Raw genomic sequence first — 19,494 nt, forward strand, 5'->3', positions numbered from 1 at the left:
GTACACTTAACTGCTTGTGAGCACTTATTCAAGCCTTCTGAAGACCCGCGGCGTGGGGCGCATCATGGCCGCCCAGCTCGTCGCCCGTTTTCCGTTCGGCATGCTCTCGCTCGCCTTCCTGCTGCACATCGAGCACGTCCACAACTCGTACGGCTCGGCCGGGCTGGTGCTCGCCGCTCTCTCGATCGGCCAGGCTATCGCTGGGCCCCTCACCAGCAGGCTGATGGGCCGCTGGGGAATGCGGCCGGTGATCTCTGGCACGATCGCGGTCTGTGCGGTCGCGATCACCTCGATCGCCCTCATTCCGATGACGATCCCGGTCACCATGGTCGTCGCCCTGGTCGCCGGGCTCACCATGCCGCCGATCCAGCCGGCCGTGCGCACGATCTACCCCAAGATGGTCAACTCGCGCCAGCTCACCCCGCTCTTCTCGCTGGATGCCTCCGCCCAGGAGATCATCTGGGTCGTGGGCCCAGTGATCACGACGTTCGCCGCGACGCAGATCAGTACGGTGGCAGGAATCCTGCTCGCTGTGGCGTTCCTGGTCGGCGGGGGTGCGTGGTTCCTTGCAAGCCCCGAGCTCGGGCGGGTGCGCATCCCGCGCAGTCGCCGGCGCATCGGTGCCGTGCTGGCCAAACCGTCGGTGCTGCTGGCCACCGTGGTGGGCTTCCTGCTCGTCGCTGCCTGTGCCTCCATCGAGGCCGGCGTCGTGTCGACCTTCGGCCACGACGGCCCGCAGGCCGGGATCGTTCTGGCGGTCTTCGCCATCGGCTCGCTCGTGGGCGGCCTCGCGCTCGGGCACGTTCCGATCGGCCCTTGGGCGCTCGCCCGGCGCATGTTCATCGTCTTCGCGGGAACGGCGGTCGCTGCGTTCTCGCTGAACATCTGGTGGCTCTCGGTCTTCCTCTTTCTCGCCGGTGTCGGAATCGCGCCGGCCCTCGCCGTGATGTTCTCGATCGTCTCCTCGAGCGTGCGCTTCAGTGAGACCGCCGAGGCCTATGGTTGGGTCGGTACCGGCCAGCTCATCGGTGCGGCCCTCGGTTCGGCCGTCGCGGGGTTCCTCATCGACTCACAGGGCCCCACCGGGGCGTTCATCGCCGCCGCCGCCCTCGCGCTGGCCGGCTTCGCTGTTCCGCTGCTGGGCAAACGCTGGCACCCCGACCTCCGAGGCAAGGACGCAAGCCCCATCCCTGACACCGAGCCGATCGAGGCCATCACCAGTTAGACGCTCTCACCGGCCAGACACTTTCGGGCCGGATAATCGAAGGATGACACTCACTCCTTCTGTGCCCCGCATTCCGCTGAACGACGGTTCGAGCATTCCGCAGCTCGGCCTCGGGGTCTACAAGGCGACCGACGCCGAGACGATCGACGCCATCGCCGTTGCGTTCGAGCATGGGTACCGGCACATCGACACTGCGACCCTCTACGACAACGAGAAGGGTGTCGGCGAGGCCGTCAGACGAAGTTCGATCCCCCGCAGCGAGCTCTTCATCACGACCAAGGTCTTCAACGACCAGCAGGGCTACGACAAGGCCCGCCGTTCCTTCGACGCGAGCCTGGAACGCCTTCAGCTCGACTATGTCGACCTGTTCCTCATCCACTGGCCGGCTCCGCGTCAGGACCTCTACGTCGAGACCTGGCGGGCGCTCGAGAAGATCCAGGCCGACGGTCTGGCCCGTTCTATCGGCGTTTCGAACTTTCACCCGCACCACCTCGAGAGGCTTGCTTCAGAAACCGGCTCAGAGACCAGTGTGGTACCGAGCATCAACCAAGTGGAGCTGCACCCGTGGCTACCCCAGGCCGAGACGCGGGCCTACGACGACGCACATTCGATCGTGACCGAAGCCTGGTCGCCCCTCGCGCGCGGCCGGATTCTCGACACCCCGGTTCTCGACGCCGTCGCTCTGAAGCACGGGAAGTCGCCGGCCCAGGTCGTGATCCGCTGGCACCTGCAGCTCGGCAACGTGGTGATTCCGAAGTCGGTGACGCCCTCGCGCATCGCAGCGAACATCGATGTCTTCGACTTCGCCCTCGACGCAGAGGACCTGGCCACCATCGCCACTCTCAACAGCGGCGAGCGCACCGGCAAAGACCCCGACGACTTCGACTGAACTTCAGGTTCTCCGTCTGATCGACCAGTGTCTGCACCACCGGAATGTGTGTCAGGAGGGCCTGCGTCACCAGCGCGAGTGGATGCCCGCCCGGAAGTGCCGGTCGTAGATCTCCTTCACACCCGCGTCGAAGGCGGCCCCGAGGTGACCGACCGAACCCGCGGCCGCGTTGTTCACGGCTTGTGCCGGGTTCCGTGCACCCGGAATGACGCTGCTCACGCCAGCCTGCTGGGCAACCCATGCAAGCGCGGCGGTGGCGGGGCTCATGCCGGCCGGCGCCAGGCGCGCGAATTCCAGGGCAGCAGCCAGTCCGGTTTCGTAGTCGACGCCAGAGAAGGTCTCCCCCACATCGAACGCACTGCCGTCGCGGTTGTAGTTGCGATGGTCGTTCGCTGCGAACGTCGTGGCCGAGGTGTATTTGCCGCTCAGCATGCCTGACGCCAATGGCACCCGCGCGATGATCCCGACCCCTGCGGCAATGGCGGACGGCAGCACTTCGTCGAGAGGCTTCAGCCGGAACGCATTCAGAATGATCTGGATGGTCGCGGTGCCTGGCCTCGAAATCGCGTCGAGCGCCTGCGCGGCCGTCTCGACGCTGAAACCGTAGTTCGAGATGACCTCGTCAGACACCAGCGTTTCGAGGGCGTCGTAGACCTCGTCGCTCCGGAACACCTCGGAGGGCGGGCAGTGCAACTGCACGAGGTCGAGGGTCTCGACGCCGAGGTTGCGCCTGGACCTGTCGGTCCACGCGCGAAAGTTCTCGAGCACGTAGTTCTCTGCGAGCTGTTCCTGCCGGCGACCCATCTTCGTCGCGACGGTGATCGAATGCCCGGGATGCGCGGCGAGGTACGTGCCGATCAGCTGCTCACTGCGGCCATCACCGTACACATCAGCGGTGTCGAAGAACGTCACGCCGGAGTCGACGGCCGCATCGAGAACAGCCAGGGCATCCGCTTCGTTCACCTCGCCCCAGTCGGCCCCGAGTTGCCAGGTGCCGAGGCCGATGACCGAGACGGTGCGGTGGGTTCTGCCGAGTTCGCGGTATTCCATGCAGAAAGACTATGCCCCTGCACGTCTGCGGGCACGCGCTCGTAACAGCCTCATCACAAGACGGTGAACATCCCATAACCATCCGCCGTTTCACAGCACATCAGAGCGCGGAGTCAATACAGTTACCCCATGAAGCGAAGAATTCTCGCGATCGCCACCGTTGTCACTCTGACTGCTCTCGCACTCGGGGGATGCTCGGCTCTGGCCGGCTCGAACTCGTCGGGTTCCTCCGGCAGCGCTGGCTCCTCCGGTACATCGGGCACAGAGGCCGGCCCGGCAATCGTGGCTCCGGGCGCCGGGTCTGCAGACAGCGCCTCGGGGGGCGGTGCAGCGGGCAGCGTGGGTAGTGCAGCTACCCTTCCGAGCACCCAGGTCATCACCACGGGATCGATTGCGCTCATCGCCGACGACCCGATTGCAGCCGCAGACAAAGCCGTTTCGACCGTCGAGGCGGCAGGCGGGCATGTCGACAACCGGAGTGAATCGCTCGGCAACACCGGCGGGCCGGGCATCATCATGCCCCTGGGTGCCAACGACCCGGCGGGCACAACGCAGGGCACCTCGTCGTCAGGAACCTCGTCGTCAAGCACCGCGGGCGCACGGGCCGACCTCACGCTCCGCATTCCGAATGCCCAGGTCACGTCGACCGTCGATGCACTGAAGAAACTCGGCACCGTCGACTCGGTGACGCTGACGTCGACCGACGTCACCACGCAGGTCGCCGATGTGAATGCCCGCATCACTGCACTGCAGACGTCTGTAGACCGGCTGCTCGACCTCATGACGAAGGCGACGACGACAGCCGACCTCATCGCCCTCGAGTCCGCCCTCTCCCAGCGCCAGGCCGAACTCGACGGCCTGAAAGCACAGAGTTCGGCCCTGGCCGACCAGGTTCAGTACGCCTCTGTCACTCTCACGATCACCAGCCACAGCGTGCTGGCAACCGGAGCACCGAACGACTTCTGGGGCGGCCTGGCAGCAGGGTGGTCATCGCTTGTCGCGGGAGCCGCCGGCGGGCTCGTCGTGCTCGGCATCGCACTGCCGTGGCTGCTTGCGATAGCGCTTGTGGCCGCGATAGTACTGCTGGTCATCCGGTTCGCCCGGCGCAGCGGCTCACGCAAAGCGACGAACTGACGACACACCTGCTCACGACATGCCTGATCACGACCGGTGCGATTGTCTGCAGGCGGGAATCCTCAGCGGTCGATCGTTGTTGCACACCTCGTAGGCACACGCAGGGCTGATAACCACAGCTATTCAGTGCAGTGCCCAGCAGGGAGACACACATGAGCAAGATCTACGTAGAAATCGAGAATGAGTTCGGTGAACTCGCCCGATACAAGCACCACCTGAACGGTCGCGGGTTCATCTCAGCGACCTCGGCCGTGCACCCGACCGCGTACATCGAATCGTCGGCCTTCGTCGAGCCTGACGCCCAAGTCGGCCAGGGTGCCTGGATCGGCGCCGGCAGTTGGATCGATCGCGGTGCCGTCATCGGCGCCGGAGTCTTCATCGGTGCCAACGTGCACGTCGGGCAGGATGCCCGGATCGGCCGTGGTTCGAAGATCGGCAGCCACACACGAATCGGTGATCGCGTGATGGTCGCCGACAGCTCGCTCATCGCCCACGACAGCGTTCTGGCCGATGACGCTCAGCTCACGAGCTCACCGGCAGGGCGCGGCGATGCCAGCAGAAACACCGGCCGGGACGCAGGGTTCGCCAAGGCCGCATAGTCGGGCAGTGAGGCGTCGCCCCACGATCGGTCGAGCGTGAGCCGAGAGGTTTCGCCAAGAGGTGCCGACGACCGCGCTGGTCTGTGCGTGCTGTGCCGCCACCTCTTGGCGAAACCTCTTATGCTGATCACCATGCGATTGCTCTTTGTGATTCTGCGGGTGGCTGTGGCCCTCGCCATCGGTGCTGCCATCATCGCCCAGCTCGCCAAGACGGTGTCGATCGCCTTCGACGCGAACCCGGCCAGCGTAGGGTTCGTCGTCGTCAACTTCTTCAGTTTCTTCACGGTCGACTCGAACGCGGCGAGCGTGGTGGTGCTGCTGGTCGGGGCCGGGCTCGCGATCAGGCAGGGCGGGCTCTCGGGCGGCTCCCGCTACTCAGACCAGGTGGTGTACTCAGACCCGCTGCTCTATACAACCGTTCGCGCCTCAGTCGTCACGTACATGGTGACCACGGGAATCGTCTACAACCTGTTGCTCCGGGGAATAGCGCTTCCACAGGGCACCACAGTGGCGTGGTCGAACGAGATCCTGCACGTGGTCGGCCCGATCTATCTTCTGCTCGACTGGCTGTTCGCTCCGGGCCGGGTCCCGCTCGACTGGAAGCGCCTGTGGGCGATCATCGCCTTCCCCGTGGTGTGGGTTGCCTACACGCTGGTTCGCGGGCCCCTCGCGATAGACCAGGCGACCGGCAAGCCGTGGTATCCGTACCCGTTCCTCAACCCGACGACATCGGCCGCAGGATACGCGTCTGTCGCCTTCTATGTCGTATTGATCGCTGTGGTGATCAGTGCGCTCGGAGCTGGCGCAATCTGGGTGTCGCGCAGACCCAGCAAACGCGCAACTGTGAATAACTAGTTAGACTAGAGCAAGTATCTGGTCGCAGCACAGACACAACCGAGCGATGTTAGGGTCTAAAAATGCCTGAATCTAGCGCTGAACCGGTCGCCGACACACTTCCGCTCTCGCGTGACGACGTAGCCGAACGCCTGACCCTGGTTGTGAGCCGGCTGAGTCGGCGCATCCGCCCTGTCGGCGACGAACTGAGCCACGGGCTCCTGTCGGCCCTGTCGAGCGTCAAGAACTCCGGCCCCCTGCGGCCGAGCGATCTGGCTCGTCTAGAGAATGTTGCTGCCCCCACGATGACCCGGATTGTCGCAGACCTCGAGCAGCGCGGACTCGTCGAGCGCACAGCAGACCCCGTCGACGGCCGGTCGTTCCTGCTGCGTGCAACCGCCAGCGGCCTCGGCACCGTTGCCGAAGCCCGCTCCTCGCGAACCGAACGAGTCGTCGCCATGCTCGCGGAGCAGAGCGACAGCGCCATCGAAACGATCGCCGCCGCGCTTCCCGCGCTCGAGGCCGCGGCAGCGGTTCGCAACTGACGAGCCTGTCGGCTTGGCACACAGACTGACGTGCTCGTGGTCAGTCGAGGATCTCGCCCGTCAGCGGGTCGGCATTCCAACCGGTGAAATCGTCATCTGAACGATCCAGCGGTTCGATGAGCGTCGCATCCGAGCTGTCGAGCGTTCGGGAGTTGTTGACCCGACGATCCACAGCGTACGTTGTGATCGTCGACGCAACCGCCGTCGAACTCCTGTCGAGCAGATCGAGAATCGCCCCCTGACCGGCACTGTTCGCTTCGATCTTTCGAGGATCAAGCCAGGCGTCCCACGCATCGGGCGTGAGAAAGACCGGCATGCGATCGTGCACTTCTCCCGAGGCATCACGGGCCTCCCGCGTGATGATCGTGAACGTCACTGCCCACTCGTCGTCGAGCTTGCGCGCACTGTAGAGCCCGGCTGCCGCGAGCAGACGGCTCGCACTGGTCGACTCGACACCCACACCAGCGCCTGCACCCGCGTGGATGAAGTACGGCTGCTTGCCATCGGAAACCGCCTGCCATTCGTAGTACCCCGTCATCGGCACGAGGCAGCGACTCGACGCGAATGCACTGCGGAACATGCCGTTCGTCGCCACCGACTCCAACCGTGCATTGATCGGTGCGGGCCCACCCGGTTTCGCCCACGCCGGCTTCAGCCCCCACGCCGCGATCTCGATCTCGCGGAAGCCCGCCCCACTCTCACTGAGCGAAGCGCCGCTGGCCGACGAACCACTGCCCGACGAACCACTGGGCGAAGCACCGCTGCCCGAAGCACCGGTGCCGGAATCACCAGCATGAGCACCCTTGCGCTGCCGGATGATCGGGGCGACGTCGGTCGGAGCCACGCTGTAGCTCGGCCGCCAGTCCTCGGCGCGCCCGCCCCTCGCGACGAACTCCAGAATGAGGTCGTCGGTCTCCTTGTTCATCGCAAATCTGCCGCACATGGGTGGTCATGCTACTCCGTGCCGCCACTGACTGCCGCCACTGAGTGCCGCAACTGGGTGCCGCAACTGGGTGCCGGGCCTTCTAGCTCGCAGCCTGCAGCCAGGCCGCACGCTGCAGGCTGAGCACACGCACGACCGACTCGTCGATCTGGGCCTCGGCGATCTGGCCGGACTTCACGGCGGCCATGATGGCAGCCACCGAAGGCGCCATATCGATTGCACTGTTGTAGAGCAGGATGTCGTTGCCTGCGGCAACTGCCCGCACGGCGTTCGCTGCCTGGTCGGAGTACGAGGGGTCCCCCGAATCCTGAAGCATGAGCATGTCGTCGGTGATGGCGATTCCCGTGAAACCGAGCTCCCCGCGCAGAATCTCGTGCCAGCGCTGTGATAACGATGCCGGTGCCGAATCGACGGCTGCGTAGGTGAGATGCCCGAACATCACGAGCGGAGCACCCGTGTCGATTCCGCTCTGGAATGGCGGGGCATCCTGCGACTGCCACTGGGCGAACGTAATGCCGGTCGACGGGATGGTCGTGTGCGAGTCTGCCTTCGTCTCACCGTGACCTGGAAAATGCTTGAGCGTTGCGAACACCGAACCGTTCTGCGCAGCGACTGAAGCGCCAACTCGTTCACCTGCCGATGAAGGATCAGTGCCAAGCACCCGGTCGAAGATGAATGAAGCCGGGTCGGAGGTCACGTCGGCCACCGTGCCGAAATTGACCGAGATCCCTGCGCTCTCGAGGAGCGCAGCACGCTGGGTGAAAGCGTCAGTGGTTGCTGAGACCGGAAGGGATTTCAGGCGGTCTGCGCCAGCGAAGTCGTCTTCAGGCAGTCGGGTCACGTCGCCACCCTCTTCATCGACGGCGATGAGCGGCTTCAGGCCGGTGGTGATGCCCAACCCCGAGAGCTGGCCCGAAAGTTCGGCCGCCGTGGCCGGGATGTTGGAACCAAGAAGCAGCAGCCCGGCCGGCCGATTTGCAGCGAGATAGGCCTCCAGGGGCGCAGGATCTGTGCCCGGCAACTGCACCATGAAGAGCGTCGACACTTTGTCTGCCAGGCTCATGGATCGCATACGTGTATCGGCATACAAGCGGTTCAGTTGCACGGGCGTCGCCGCAGGCCGTGATGCTCGCGCAGTCGGTGAGGGTGTGGTCGGTGGGGGCGTGGTCGGTGAGGGCGTGGTCGGTGAGGGCGTTCTCGCCAGCGATGGAGCCACCGACGGGAGTGAATGCACGGCGGATGAGGATGCGGGCGCTCCGGTCGCGGGTGACGATGACCCGGCCGCACACCCGGCGAGCACAAGAATCCCGCCGACGGCCAACGGCACTCGTCCGCGCCGCAGTCGGCTCACCACCCGCTCCCGACGCCGCGAGGTCACGCGGGCCTCAGACCCGGGCCAGACAGGCCGCACCACTCATGCCTGTACCACTCATGCCTGTACCACTCAGGTCCGCACCTCTCAGGTCCGCACCGCTCAGGTCGACGCAGGCCGGACCCGGACGGCCCGGATCGCCCGATCATCCGCTGCTTTCGGCCTCACGATGCCGCGCCGAGAGTTCGAGGTACGTCAAGGCGTTGTGCCGGATGCCCTGCTGCTCTTCGGTCGTGAGCTCGCGCCTGACCTTCCCTGGTACGCCCGCGACGAGAGAGCCGGGCGGTATGACGGTGCCTTCGAGGATGAGCGCGCCGGCGGCGATCAGCGACCCCTCACCGATGACGGCACCGTTCAACACAGTGGCGTTCATGCCGATGAGACAGTTGTCGGCGACGGTGCAGCCGTGCAGCACCGCTCCGTGGCCCACACTGACGCCGGCGCCGATCGTGGTGGCGAATCCGGCGTCGCCGTGGACAACAACGTTGTCCTGCAGGTTGCTGCCCACGCCGAGGCTGATGCCAGAACGGTCGGCGCGCACCACTGTGCCGTAGAAGATGCTCGATCGTGCTGCAGCGGTGAACTGACCGATCACCGTCGCGTTCGGGGCGCCCCAGGCGGCGTCGTCGATGAGGGGGGTGTGACCTGCGAAGGTGATGACATTCATGAAACCGGGCCTAACCAAGCATTGGCGACGGTCGAGTGCGCTGACTCGCCATCGGAGGGGTGAAAGATTCCCGCGACGACATCACGGTACAGCCTGCCGAGCTCGCTCGACGACGCCATCGACGACCCGCCAGACACACGAAGCGCCTGGTCCACGACAAACCGGGCGTTCTCTGTCGCGCGGACCTTCAGGCCGACGAGTCGCGGAAACCACGCTCGGCCATGATCAGCGAGCGTGTCGACGTCACGGGCTAGTGCGTCGATCTGCGGGTAGATCCCGTCCTGCGCAATCGCAGCGTCGGCCACCTTCCAGCGGATATCGGGGTCGGAGGCGTAGCTGCGGCCATCGTTCTTCATCGACGTTCGCCGATGGGCTGCCTCGACAGCAAGGGCCAATGCCCTCTCACCGATACCGGTGTACACGGCGGCCAGCAGAATCTCGAAGTTGGCGAAGATCGCGAAGATCAACGGGTCTGCGCTCGGGCCTGCTGGCAGCCTTCGCACCACTCGGTCGGCCGGCACCAGGGCCCCATCGAGAATGGTGGTCGAACTCTGCGTCGCGCGCATGCCCAGCGTGTTCCAGTCGTCGACGATCTCATAGCCGGGCGTATCGCGGGTGATGAAGCCGTGCACGAGCATCGGATGCCCGGGGCGTGAGTCGTCGAGGCCGAAGATACCGAGCCTCGTCCACGCCGGCGAGAGAGAGGTGAAGATCTTGCGGCCGAAGTACCGGTAACCGCCGCCTGCCTGCGGCTCGGCCCTCGTCGTCGACCCGAACAGCACCAGGTCGTTGCCCGCCTCGCTGTTGCCGAAGGCGAAGAGCTCCCCGTGCGCGGCTTCGTCGAGCACGAAGGCCAGCGAGTCGTCGCCGCGATCGAGCAGTGCCTTGGCCACCCCCGCCCAGACCAGGTGCATGTTGATCGCCAGCGCGGTCGCGGGGGCTGCCGTGGCCAGTCGGGTCTGCTCCCTGGCAACCTGTTCGAGCCCGAAGCCCAGGCCCCCACGGTCGAGGGGCGTGAACATGCGCAGGTAGCCGGCCTCGCGCAACTCGTCGAGGTCTTCGAAGAAGAAGCTGTTGTTCGCGTCGTACCCCGCCGCACGCGACCGGATGCGTTCGATCAGCTCGTCACTGAGAATACTCACCCGACAAGACTACGGCGTGCGTCCAGGCCGTGCGCCTGACCTGCGCGTCACGGCACCCAGCCCACGGGCATCCGTACTCCCGGGCATCCGTACTCACGGGCATCCCTACCACGGGCTTCCCTACCCACCAGCGTGTCAACCCACGGAGGTGTCAGCCCGCGGGAGTGTCAACCCACCGGCGCACCCGGGGCACAACACACCATTGCACGTGTTCGTCGGTCAAGATGGTGACATGTCACTGCCGATCGAAGACTATGCACTCATCAGCGACTGCCACACGGCGGCCCTCGTCGGGCGAGACGGAAGCATCGACTGGCTGTGCCTGCCCCGCTACGACTCCCCCTCCACGTTCGGTGCACTGCTGGGCGACGAGAGCCACGGGCGGTGGATGATCGCCCCCACCGACCCGTCGGCGCACTCACGGCGTGAATACCTCGGCAACACCTTCATCCTCGTGACCACCTGGACCACCCCCACCGGCGTGGTGGAGGTGACCGATTTCATGCCGCACGGCGATCGCAGGGCCGACCTCGTTCGTCGCGTGAAGGGTGTCAGCGGCAGCGTGGAGATGACCGTCGACCTGCGCATCAGGTTCGCCTACGCCACAGCGATACCGTGGGTCAGGCAGGTGGAGGAGCCCATCGTCGACGGCACTGGCTTCGGAGTTGGCGCTGGCTCAGGCGCCGGCTCTGGCGCTGGAACTGACAGCTCCACGGGCACCAGTGGCAGGAGCGGCCCCCGCACGACACGCTCGCTGCTGGCCGTGGCGGGCCCGGATGCCGTTCTCTTTCGAGGGGCGGAACTCAGCCCGAAAGGCCATTCACACCGCCGCGAGTACACCGTTCGGGAAGGTGAGCTCGTCGACATGGTCATGACCTGGTACCCCTCACACCGGTCGATGCCGCAGCCCGTCGACGTCGACAAGGTCCTGGCCGAGACGGCTGCCTGGTGGGAGAAGTGGGGTTCGAACAGCACGAGCAGCGGGGCCTACTCTTCGGCGGTGGTGCGCTCGCTGTTGGTGCTTCGGGCCCTCACCCACGAAGACACTGGCGGAATCGTCGCCGCCGCGACGACCTCCCTGCCGGAGGCTTTCGGCGGCGAGCGCAACTGGGACTACCGCTACGTCTGGCTTCGTGACGCTTCACTCACCCTCATGGTGCTGCTCGACCACGGCTTCATCGAAGAAGCGAGTGACTGGCGGCAGTGGTTGCTGCGCGCAATCGCCGGCGACCCGGCCGATGTGCAGATCATGTACGGCCTGCAGGGCGAGCGGTACCTGCCGGAACACACCATTCCGAGCCTTCCCGGCTACCAGGGCGCTTCTCCCGTGCGGGTCGGCAACGGGGCAGTGAGCCAGTACCAGGCCGATGTCATCGGCGAGGTCATGGTGGGCCTGCACCAGTCTCGCGTGCACACCGTTCGCGAGACGAAGGAGGCCTGGGCGCTCCAGCGTGCACTGCTCGGGTTCGTCGAGGCCAATCTCGATCGAGCTGACAGTGGTATCTGGGAGATCCGTGGTGCCAACCAGTTCTTCACCCACTCCCGCGTGATGATCTGGGCGGCTCTGGACCGGGGGGTCCGCGGTGTCGAGGAGTTCGGGTTGCGCGGCCCTGTCGAGATGTGGCGCAGCTTGAGGGAGCAGGTTCGCTCAGAGATCGAGAGCCATGGCGTGGACCCGGCAACGGGCGCCTACACCCAGGTCTTCGGAGGCACGGAGGTCGACGCTTCGCTGCTGCAACTTGCCCAGGTCGAGTACTGCGCCTACGACGACCCGCGCATGCTGGCGACGGTGGCGGTGATCGAGAAGACGCTGCTCCGGGACGGGCTTCTGATGCGGTACCGCACAGAGACTGGTGTCGACGGGCTGCCGGCCGGCGAGCATCCCTTTCTGGCATGCTCGTTCTGGCTTGTCGAGCAGTACGCCCGGTCGGGCAGGGTCGATGACGCCACGGCCCTGATGGAGCGCCTGCTCGCCCTGCGCAACGACGTGGGACTGCTGTCAGAGGAGTACGACGTCACCGGCCACCGGCAGGCCGGCAACACCCCCCAGGCACTCTCGCACCTCGCGCTCGTGCGGGCCGCCGACGCTCTCACTTGGGCTACCCGCACCCACGCCGGTTGAGGAGCCGACAGGCGTGTCGGCGGAGTGCGGTGCGCCTCGCTCGCTGGAAGCGGGCGCCCATTCGGGGCGCCCGCCGCGCTCGCCTTACGGCTTCTTGTACTCCTCGCCCGTCTCGGGGTCGACAGCCGTCGCACCCGGCGGCAGGTTGAACAGATCGGGGGCAATCACGACCGGCCGATCTCCGGAGTCTGGCAGGCCGAGCCTCGCGACGAAGCCGTCCGTGCTGGCCAGCACCAGGTCGTCTGATCGCTTCTCGAGCGTGCGACCACGGAAGAAGTCGGGTGAACGCACCCACCAGATGATCATGACGACGACGCCGATCAGCATGGCCCCGATACCGACAACCGCGACCGCACCGATGCCGAAGATCGTGACATTGTCGCCGTTGTCGTCGGTGAGCCAGTCGGGCTGCGCATAGTTGTACAGGCCGAAGACGAACACGGCCGCGAGCATCAGCCCGCCGAGCAGGGGTACCACACCGCGCATGATGAAGTTGCGGAACGACGTCGTGAGCGTCTTGCGGTAGAACCAGACGCAGGCGAAACCGGTGAGCCCGTAGTAGAACGCGATCATCAGGCCGACCGAGCCGATCAGAGCCGACAGCAGCGAAGGGCTGATGAAGGTGAAGATCAGGTAGAACACCGTCGAGATGACGCCCATGGCGACCGTCGCCCAGGTGGGGGTCAGGAACTTCGGGTGGATGCGCGCGAACTTCTGCGGAATGGCCTTATAGGCGGCCATCGAGAGCGCCGTGCGGGCGGTGGGCAGAATCGTCGTCTGCGTCGACGCTGCTGCGGAGGTCAGAATTGATGCGGCCAGCAGCAGCATCATGATGTGGCCGATCACGCTGTCGCCGAAGAGCTGGGCGCCGATCGCGCTGAAGACGTCGCTGGCGTTGTCGGGGTTCCCGAGGCCGACGCCATCGGTGCCGACGCCCGCGAAGGCCACGGTTGCGGTCGAGACGATGGCGTAGGTCGCCAGCAGCAGCAGGGTCGAGATGACGGCCGCGCGGCCCGGTGTCTTGCCCGGGTCGTCGCTCTCCTCGTTGCAGGCGACCGCCGTGTCCCAACCCCAGTAGATGAAGATCGCCACGAGCATCGCCGGGGCGATCACCGAGCCGAAGTCGAGCCCGGTCGGCAGGAACCAGTCCAGTTGCGGCACGAGCGAATATGACTCAGCGTTGCCCGAGTAGACCCGTACCAGGGCCACCACCGCGAAGACGATCAGGATGATGACCTCGAACCCGAGCAGGAAGTACTGCAGCCGGGCCGAGACCTCGATGCCGCGATAGCAGATGTAGGTCATGATGGCGATCCAGGCGACACCGACCACCGTCGACCAGAAGACATCGTTGGAGAGGTCCGCGACACCTGTCAACCCGAGGTCCCCGAGAAAGGTGAACGAGTACGACCCCGCGATCTGTGCGAGGTTCGCCATCACGATCACGTCGGCCGCAATGATGCCCCAACCCCCGAGCCAGCCTGTCTTAGGGCCGAAGGCGCGCGCGGCCCAGGTGAAGGTGGTGCCGCAGTCGGGCTCTGCCTTGTTGAGCTCCTGGTACGAGACCGCGATGAGGTACATGGGCACGAACGCCAGAAGAACGATGGCGGGGGCTTTGACTCCTGCCAGCAGCGCCCCGCCGCTGGCGATGATGAACCCGAGACTTGCCGCGAGGCTGTAGGCCGGAGCCGTCGACGCCATGCCGACGACGATGCTCGAGACCAGCCCGAGCGAACCTGACTTCAGGCCCTTCTCACCGGCCCCCGCGCCGGTACCAGGGCTTCCGCCCGGATTTCCCCCTGAGCCCGCCCCTGAACCACCCTGTGCTGAAACCGCAGTCATTCTCATTCCGCCGTTCTCGTGAGGAGTCGAGCCCCGCCGCACTGATGCGTCCAGATCCTGTTTGTGCCAGGCCCTGGTTCTTCACGCGCCAGCTGGTTGATGGCTCAGTTATTCCCCCGAGAGTAGTGGTAAACCGGCCAGCAGCGACAGAGGCAGAAACACGGCTCGCCGATCATCGGCCGTACTCGCCTGTGCACTGATTGCCCGGATGATCGCCCGCACGTGCTCGACCAACTCCGCTCGCTCGTCTGCGCGGGTCTCGCCGGCACCGCGACGGGCGAACTGTTCGCGCTCGAGCGCCCCCAGCAGAGCAGCAACCGGCTCGGCAGGCATGCGGTAGATCGCCCCCAGGCGCGCCGCGAAGGCACGGGCGGTTTCGGAATGCGGGACCTCTATGCGGTAGTCGTTGGCCGTGTCGCACACCTCGCTCCAGCCCAGCGCTGCCGGGTTCGGGGCCCGCATCATCGCCGACAACCGCCGGCGGCGGCGGAGTCTGCGCACGGTGGCAGGCGTGAGGGCTGCGAGCACCACGAGGAGCGCCACGGCCAGGGCGATCAGCCACGCGCGCCCCTGCGTCTGGGCCTGGGTCTGCGCGTCGATCACAGGATTCGAGGCGGTGTCCTTCTCCGTGACGGGCTTCGGTGTCGTAGGGGCAGTGCACTGCCGGCACTGTCGCGCGCCGGTGCACCGACCCCGGTGATCGCGTAGCTCGGCAACGAATAGTCGGGCGGCACGATTCCGAGCCCGGGCGTCGGTTCGAAGGCCAGCCACCCGATGCCCTCGAACCACAGCTCCGGCCAGGCGTGCAACTGGTCGCTGAAGACCTGGAAGGTCGACGTGCCGTCGGCGTTGCGCTCACTCGCCTGGCCGGGGTGGTAGCCGATTGCAATGCGTGAGGGAATGCCCAGGGTGCGCGCCATCACCGCCATCGCCGACGCGAAATGGATGCAGTAGCCGCTCTTTGCCGAGAGAAAAGTCGCAACTGCGGCGAAGTTTCCTCCGTCGTAGTGACCTTCGACCGGAGCCGTCACCGAGTACTGGAACGCGCCAGAGGTGAAGTACCGCTGCAGCGCCACTGCCTTGTCGTAGGGCGTCGCAGCAGACGCGGTCACCAACTGCGCCGTGTTGCCGATGACCGCGGGGATGCCGTCAGGAAGAGCCGTGTAGCCGGCGATCGCGCCCGGCAGCGGGCCTGTCGCCGCCGCAAGCTGGGCTGCGGTGGGCGTCACTTCGAGGCTCGAGACCGTGTAGTTCTGACCCAGGGAGCCGGCCCCCTGGCCGGTCAGGGTGAGACTGCCGGGCGTCAGGATCCAATCGCCGGTCAGCCCGGTGACGCCGGTCGCCGGGTAGGGAACCGGCACCCAGTCACTTCTCAGCCCGCTGACCGAGACGTCGGTGGTGACGGCTGCGGTCGCGACATCGGGGGCCAGGCCTGTCGGTGCCTGGTAGCCGGCTTCGAGGGGGTGCGCGGTGCCGGCGGTCTCGGGCTCCCACGGCCCGTCGATCAGGGCGCTCAGAGTCACCAACTGCAGGTAGAGACCGTCTGCGGATGTCGTGGTGTACGTCAGCGCGAGGAGCGGGTTCGAACGACGCAGATCCTGGCTCAGCTGGATGCTCGGATCGACTCCACTGGAGTAGACCGACGCCAGTTGGCCCCGGGTCGGCGCCTGGAACGACTCAGGGGTAAGCCCGGGGGTGAATGCGGGCAGAGCCACGGCGATCGTAATCGCAAGAGCTCCTGACACCAACGCCCTGAGGCCGGTGCGACCGCGTCTTCCGCGTGGTCGGTGAATAAGTCTCCCCCACACCCACAACAGCGCAAGATACACCGCGGAGGTGCAGACGAAGAGCCACACGTCGAGGTCCTGTTGGTGCACGGCGTAGGGCACCGCGAAGATGGCCAGGCTCACGAACCCAGCCAGGGCGGGCATCCGGATGGCGAAGACCAGGGCGTCGGCCAGCAGGGCAAGCAGGCCTACGGATACGGCCAGCAGCAGAACGATCGGCTGCACGGGATCAGCGGGAATGCTCTGGACCGCGATCGACTCCCCGGCTGCGGTGAGGCCGGATCGCAGGGCACGTGCCGTCTCAAGGGTCGGAACGAATCCCGCCCAGGCGGTATCGGGTGCGAACACCACGGTGATGCAGATGGTCCAGGCCAGCAGCGCTGTGATGGTGGCCACGAGGGACGAGAGGAAGGCCGGCAGGGGAAGCAGCCGCACCAGTGCAGCGGAACCGAGAACCAGGGCCACGAACGAGGCCGTGCTCCACCACCAGTTGTCGCCGGCGAGGAGTGCGGACAATCCGCCGACCGGCAGAATGAGCATCACGAAAATCAGCCCGCTGAGCGCACCCAGACGGGCCCTGGAGGCGAATCGACCGGGTTCGTGCTCCGGCGAGCGCTCCGTGCCGCGGCGGGGGTCGTGCGCGCCCTTCGGGGGGTGCGGATGCCCGTGGGGCCGATGATCGGAGCGCTGATGCGGCCGCGGGCCGGGCGTTGACGAGCCGGGTGCCGGTGCAAGGGTGGTCATAGTAGTGCCGTCACAGTGTCTGCACTCACAGTGTCAGCCGTTCGCCGCTGCTGGCGCCCCACACCGACGACGGCGCATCGTCGCTCGAGACGATCTGGGCGACCCATCCCGAGTCCTCGAGCACATCGCGAAGCGCCACGGCCCAGTCGGGATCCCCTGGCACTCCTCGCCCGCCGGGCACGACGATGACCGCGACGGCACTCGACGCGAGCCGCGCGGCCACCGCCAGGGTCTGAGTCGAGGTTGCCCCGAGCCGGCCCACCACAGCAAAGAGCGGCGGAGCGTCGCCCGCACTGGAGTCGTCGCGAGTCACTGAGTGCCGAAAGTCGACATCGACTGCGTCGACCAGGTCGGCCTGTGCGGCGTGGAGCAGAAGAGCGTGTTCGCCGGGGAGATCGGCGAAGTTACCGGCCGAATCCGGTTCGAACTGCCGGCCCTCCGGGTGAGCGCTGTCAACCACGCGCACGTGGAATCCCTCTTCGAGGAGATGCACGCCGATCGACGCTGCCATCGAGACAGCCCATTCGAACTCGGGCGACCAGGAGTCGCCCTCCCGGCCAGAGTCGGAGCGACCAGAGTCGAAGCGATCAGAGACGGAGCGATAGCTCTGGCGCGACGAATCGAGAATGACGACGGCGTGCTGGTCGTTCTGCTGGTCATCCTGTCGAACCATGAGTTCACCGAACCGCGCCGTGGCAGACCAGTTCACCCTGCGCATCGAGTCACCGGTCTGGTATTTGCGTGAGATGACGTCGTGCTCTCCCCCGCTGCCGAGTTGCCTGGACTGCTGAGCGGCTCCGGAACCGGACGCGAGCCGCAGTGCTCCTCTCGGCAGAGGAACGATCGATGGCGTCACGGTGAGGACATCGGTGGCACCCACGGATGCCCGGCGGTACGCCATGCCGAAGGGATCCACGAGCAGCAGCACCAGTGGCCCGATCGCGTGGTGACCCCGATGGGTGGCATTGCGTTCGTAGCTCAGGGTGTGGGCAAGGGGGGCATCGGATCGGCTGGAGCGGAATCCGCGAAGAAGTGGCAGCTCGGCCGGCTCGCTCGGTTTCAGCGGCGCTTCGGCCGAATCCGACCAGCTGGCCCCGGGCGCTGCACGCACACCTTCGTTTCGGAGCGTCAACCGCACCGTGACGGGCGATCCTGCTGGAGCGAGTTCCGGCTGGAACCGACGCTCCACCGTCAGAGGCAGGCGGTACAGCGAGACACTGGCCAGGCCGATGAGTGGAAGGGCAAGCAGAAGCAACGCGACGAAACCGAATTCCCGGTGCTGCAGCACCTGCATCACCACGAAGAAGACGACGGCGACGCTCACGAAACCCCAGCCGCGCAGGGTCAGGTGCGGGAGCTTCGACATGGCAGCTCGCCTACGCCATCCTGGTGGCCACGAGTGGAACAGGGGTGTTGGAGACGATTCTCCGAAGCACATCGTCGACCGCCTGGGCGCTGCCGCCACGGTTGTCGGCGAGCGAGCGGCGGGTCAGAAGCACGCGATGAGCCAGAACCGGCACCACGAGCGCATCGATGTCATCGGGGAGAACGTAGTCTCGGCCATCCAGAGCGGCCGTCACCTTCGCGGCCCGCACCAGGTGCAGCGTCGCCCGCGGGCTGACGCCCAGACGGATGTCGGAATCCCGACGGGTCGCCTGGGCGATGTTCACGGCATACTGTTCGACGGCCGGAGAGACGAAGACATTCCGCGCGGTCTCGATCATGGACTGCAGCTCCGAGCGGGTCACCACCGCCTCGATCTGGTCGAGGGGGCTCACGAGCTCACGATTGTGCAGCATGGCGAGTTCTGCACGCGCGTCGGGGTAGCCCATCGACACCCGGACCATGAACCGGTCACGCTGTGCTTCTGGCAGGGCGTAGGTGCCCTCCATCTCGATGGGGTTCTGCGTCGCCACCACGCTGAAGGGCGCCTCGAGATAGTAGGTCTGGCCGTCGATGGAGACCTGGCGCTCCTCCATGCATTCGAGGAGGGCGGACTGGGTCTTCGGAGAAGCCCGGTTGATCTCATCGGCGATCACGATGTTGGCGAACACCGCGCCCGGTTTGAATTCGAACTCCCGCTCGTGCTGGTTGTAGATCGAGACCCCCGTGACATCGCTCGGCAGGAGGTCGGGCGTGAACTGGATGCGGCTGACGGTGCAACCGACAGAGCGGGCAAGCGCTTTGGCCAGTGTGGTCTTGCCCACACCCGGAACGTCTTCGACGAGCAGATGACCTTCCGCAAGAAGCACCACGAGCGACAGCGTGGCCACCTCGGTCTTGCCGTTGATGACCTTCTGCAGGTTCTCCAGGATCGCCGAAGCCAGCCGGTCGAACTCGACGAGCGTCGAATCAGGTTCAGAAGCCGGGCTCTGGTCTTGTGCGCGATCCGCCATGGTCATGCCTTCACTTCGGAGACGCAGAGCATTTCGACAGCTGTGCGGGCAGCCGTGTCGACAGCCGGCCGAAACCGCAGCCCGGCACCACCTCGTGGTCCGCTCATCGAAACTCCCTCGTTCGGCGTGCCCTGGCTTGCGAATGCTCTCGTGTGCGCACGATTGTAGCCTGCAATTCTGACGGCGGGATCTGTCTCTGTGAG

18 protein-coding genes are annotated in these 19,494 nt (G+C 66.0%); 7 read left to right on the plus strand and 11 right to left on the minus strand.

All coding sequences use genetic code 11. The features are described 5' to 3' along the window. The first annotated feature begins 16 nt into the window (after positions 1-16). A complete protein-coding gene (locus KPL76_RS14265) occupies positions 17-1,225 on the plus strand; it encodes an MFS transporter (protein WP_216334211.1) in 1,209 nt (402 codons plus the stop codon). 43 nt (positions 1,226-1,268) lie between these two features. Continuing rightward, positions 1,269-2,114, plus strand: coding sequence for an aldo/keto reductase (locus KPL76_RS14270; protein WP_216334214.1), 846 nt, complete (start codon positions 1,269-1,271; stop codon positions 2,112-2,114). A 66-nt stretch (positions 2,115-2,180) separates the two neighbouring features. Here KPL76_RS14270 and KPL76_RS14275 read toward each other — a convergent pair whose 3' ends face one another. Beyond that, positions 2,181-3,164 (minus strand): aldo/keto reductase, encoded by a 984-nt coding sequence (locus KPL76_RS14275; RefSeq protein ID WP_216334215.1) that lies wholly within the window; start codon positions 3,162-3,164, stop codon positions 2,181-2,183. Between the two features lie 129 nt (positions 3,165-3,293). On the opposite strand from KPL76_RS14275, the gene KPL76_RS14280 reads away from it, so the two are divergent. From KPL76_RS14280 to KPL76_RS14295, 4 genes are all read left to right on the plus strand, one after another. Beyond that, positions 3,294-4,298: a DUF4349 domain-containing protein gene (locus KPL76_RS14280; protein WP_216334217.1), complete on the plus strand. Its 1,005-nt coding sequence runs from the start codon at positions 3,294-3,296 to the stop codon at positions 4,296-4,298. A 152-nt stretch (positions 4,299-4,450) separates the two neighbouring features. Next, complete coding sequence (locus tag KPL76_RS14285; RefSeq protein ID WP_216334219.1) at positions 4,451-4,897, plus strand: hypothetical protein; 447 nt, start codon at positions 4,451-4,453, stop codon at positions 4,895-4,897. A gap of 132 nt (positions 4,898-5,029) precedes the next feature. Further along, entirely contained in the window at positions 5,030-5,752 is a 723-nt protein-coding gene (locus tag KPL76_RS14290; RefSeq protein ID WP_216334222.1) for a Pr6Pr family membrane protein, read from the plus strand. 62 nt (positions 5,753-5,814) lie between these two features. Then, positions 5,815-6,276 carry a MarR family winged helix-turn-helix transcriptional regulator gene (locus KPL76_RS14295; protein WP_216334224.1) on the plus strand — a complete coding sequence of 154 codons (462 nt, stop codon included), beginning with the start codon at positions 5,815-5,817 and terminating at the stop codon, positions 6,274-6,276. Between the two features lie 40 nt (positions 6,277-6,316). Here the strand turns inward: KPL76_RS14295 and KPL76_RS14300 are convergent, their stop codons facing one another. From KPL76_RS14300 to KPL76_RS14320, 5 genes are all read right to left on the minus strand, one after another. Then, positions 6,317-7,219: an SOS response-associated peptidase gene (locus tag KPL76_RS14300; protein ID WP_216334226.1), complete on the minus strand. Its 903-nt coding sequence runs from the start codon at positions 7,217-7,219 to the stop codon at positions 6,317-6,319. 82 nt (positions 7,220-7,301) lie between these two features. After that, positions 7,302-8,282, minus strand: a complete 981-nt coding sequence (locus KPL76_RS14305; protein ID WP_216334228.1) for a glycoside hydrolase family 3 N-terminal domain-containing protein — start codon at positions 8,280-8,282, stop codon at positions 7,302-7,304. A gap of 322 nt (positions 8,283-8,604) precedes the next feature. Then, positions 8,605-8,697 (minus strand): pentapeptide repeat-containing protein, encoded by a 93-nt coding sequence (locus tag KPL76_RS15000; protein WP_216336553.1) that lies wholly within the window; start codon positions 8,695-8,697, stop codon positions 8,605-8,607. A 39-nt stretch (positions 8,698-8,736) separates the two neighbouring features. Beyond that, positions 8,737-9,258 carry a gamma carbonic anhydrase family protein gene (locus KPL76_RS14315; RefSeq protein ID WP_216334230.1) on the minus strand — a complete coding sequence of 174 codons (522 nt, stop codon included), beginning with the start codon at positions 9,256-9,258 and terminating at the stop codon, positions 8,737-8,739. Continuing rightward, a complete protein-coding gene (locus tag KPL76_RS14320) occupies positions 9,255-10,400 on the minus strand; it encodes an acyl-CoA dehydrogenase family protein (RefSeq protein WP_216334232.1) in 1,146 nt (381 codons plus the stop codon). The genes KPL76_RS14315 and KPL76_RS14320 overlap by 4 nt, the downstream gene beginning before the upstream one ends. Positions 10,401-10,632: 232 nt before the next feature. Here KPL76_RS14320 and KPL76_RS14325 point away from each other — a divergent pair, with 232 nt between their 5' ends. Further along, entirely contained in the window at positions 10,633-12,522 is a 1,890-nt protein-coding gene (locus KPL76_RS14325) for a glycoside hydrolase family 15 protein (RefSeq protein ID WP_216334233.1), read from the plus strand. An 84-nt stretch (positions 12,523-12,606) separates the two neighbouring features. On the opposite strand, the gene KPL76_RS14330 is transcribed toward KPL76_RS14325, so the two are convergent. The 5 genes from KPL76_RS14330 to KPL76_RS14350 all read right to left on the minus strand — a co-directional run bounded on the left by KPL76_RS14330 (position 12,607) and on the right by KPL76_RS14350 (position 19,291). Then, on the minus strand, positions 12,607-14,370 hold the full coding sequence (locus KPL76_RS14330) for an APC family permease (protein WP_216334235.1): 1,764 nt from the start codon (positions 14,368-14,370) through the stop codon (positions 12,607-12,609). Between the two features lie 102 nt (positions 14,371-14,472). Then, on the minus strand, positions 14,473-14,967 hold the full coding sequence (locus KPL76_RS14335) for a hypothetical protein (protein ID WP_216334237.1): 495 nt from the start codon (positions 14,965-14,967) through the stop codon (positions 14,473-14,475). After that, on the minus strand, positions 14,964-16,895 hold the full coding sequence (locus KPL76_RS14340; RefSeq protein WP_216334239.1) for a DUF3488 and transglutaminase-like domain-containing protein: 1,932 nt from the start codon (positions 16,893-16,895) through the stop codon (positions 14,964-14,966). Before KPL76_RS14340 ends, KPL76_RS14335 begins: the two co-directional genes overlap by 4 nt. Before the next feature lie 25 nt (positions 16,896-16,920). Beyond that, positions 16,921-18,261 (minus strand): DUF58 domain-containing protein, encoded by a 1,341-nt coding sequence (locus tag KPL76_RS14345; protein WP_216334241.1) that lies wholly within the window; start codon positions 18,259-18,261, stop codon positions 16,921-16,923. A gap of 10 nt (positions 18,262-18,271) precedes the next feature. Beyond that, positions 18,272-19,291 (minus strand): MoxR family ATPase, encoded by a 1,020-nt coding sequence (locus tag KPL76_RS14350; RefSeq protein WP_253202270.1) that lies wholly within the window; start codon positions 19,289-19,291, stop codon positions 18,272-18,274. Positions 19,292-19,494 lie beyond the last annotated feature (203 nt).

The sequence above is a fragment of the Subtercola sp. PAMC28395 genome (assembly GCF_018889995.1).
GTDB lineage: Bacteria > Actinomycetota > Actinomycetes > Actinomycetales > Microbacteriaceae > Subtercola.

What these genes read in the sequence shown, in the direction of transcription:
- KPL76_RS14270 (WP_216334214.1), top strand. Translation starts at nt 1,269, where the DNA reads ATGACACTCACTCCTTCTGTGCCCCGCATTCCGCTGAACGACGGTTCG.
- KPL76_RS14275 (WP_216334215.1), bottom strand. Translation starts at nt 3,164, where the DNA reads ATGGAATACCGCGAACTCGGCAGAACCCACCGCACCGTCTCGGTCATC.
- KPL76_RS14280 (WP_216334217.1), top strand. Translation starts at nt 3,294, where the DNA reads ATGAAGCGAAGAATTCTCGCGATCGCCACCGTTGTCACTCTGACTGCT.
- KPL76_RS14285 (WP_216334219.1), top strand. Translation starts at nt 4,451, where the DNA reads ATGAGCAAGATCTACGTAGAAATCGAGAATGAGTTCGGTGAACTCGCC.
- KPL76_RS14290 (WP_216334222.1), top strand. Translation starts at nt 5,030, where the DNA reads ATGCGATTGCTCTTTGTGATTCTGCGGGTGGCTGTGGCCCTCGCCATC.
- KPL76_RS14295 (WP_216334224.1), top strand. Translation starts at nt 5,815, where the DNA reads ATGCCTGAATCTAGCGCTGAACCGGTCGCCGACACACTTCCGCTCTCG.
- KPL76_RS14300 (WP_216334226.1), bottom strand. Translation starts at nt 7,219, where the DNA reads ATGTGCGGCAGATTTGCGATGAACAAGGAGACCGACGACCTCATTCTG.
- KPL76_RS14305 (WP_216334228.1), bottom strand. Translation starts at nt 8,282, where the DNA reads ATGAGCCTGGCAGACAAAGTGTCGACGCTCTTCATGGTGCAGTTGCCG.
- KPL76_RS14315 (WP_216334230.1), bottom strand. Translation starts at nt 9,258, where the DNA reads ATGAATGTCATCACCTTCGCAGGTCACACCCCCCTCATCGACGACGCC.
- KPL76_RS14325 (WP_216334233.1), top strand. Translation starts at nt 10,633, where the DNA reads ATGTCACTGCCGATCGAAGACTATGCACTCATCAGCGACTGCCACACG.
- KPL76_RS14330 (WP_216334235.1), bottom strand. Translation starts at nt 14,370, where the DNA reads ATGAGAATGACTGCGGTTTCAGCACAGGGTGGTTCAGGGGCGGGCTCA.
- KPL76_RS14340 (WP_216334239.1), bottom strand. Translation starts at nt 16,895, where the DNA reads ATGACCACCCTTGCACCGGCACCCGGCTCGTCAACGCCCGGCCCGCGG.
- KPL76_RS14345 (WP_216334241.1), bottom strand. Translation starts at nt 18,261, where the DNA reads ATGTCGAAGCTCCCGCACCTGACCCTGCGCGGCTGGGGTTTCGTGAGC.
- KPL76_RS14350 (WP_253202270.1), bottom strand. Translation starts at nt 19,291, where the DNA reads ATGGCGGATCGCGCACAAGACCAGAGCCCGGCTTCTGAACCTGATTCG.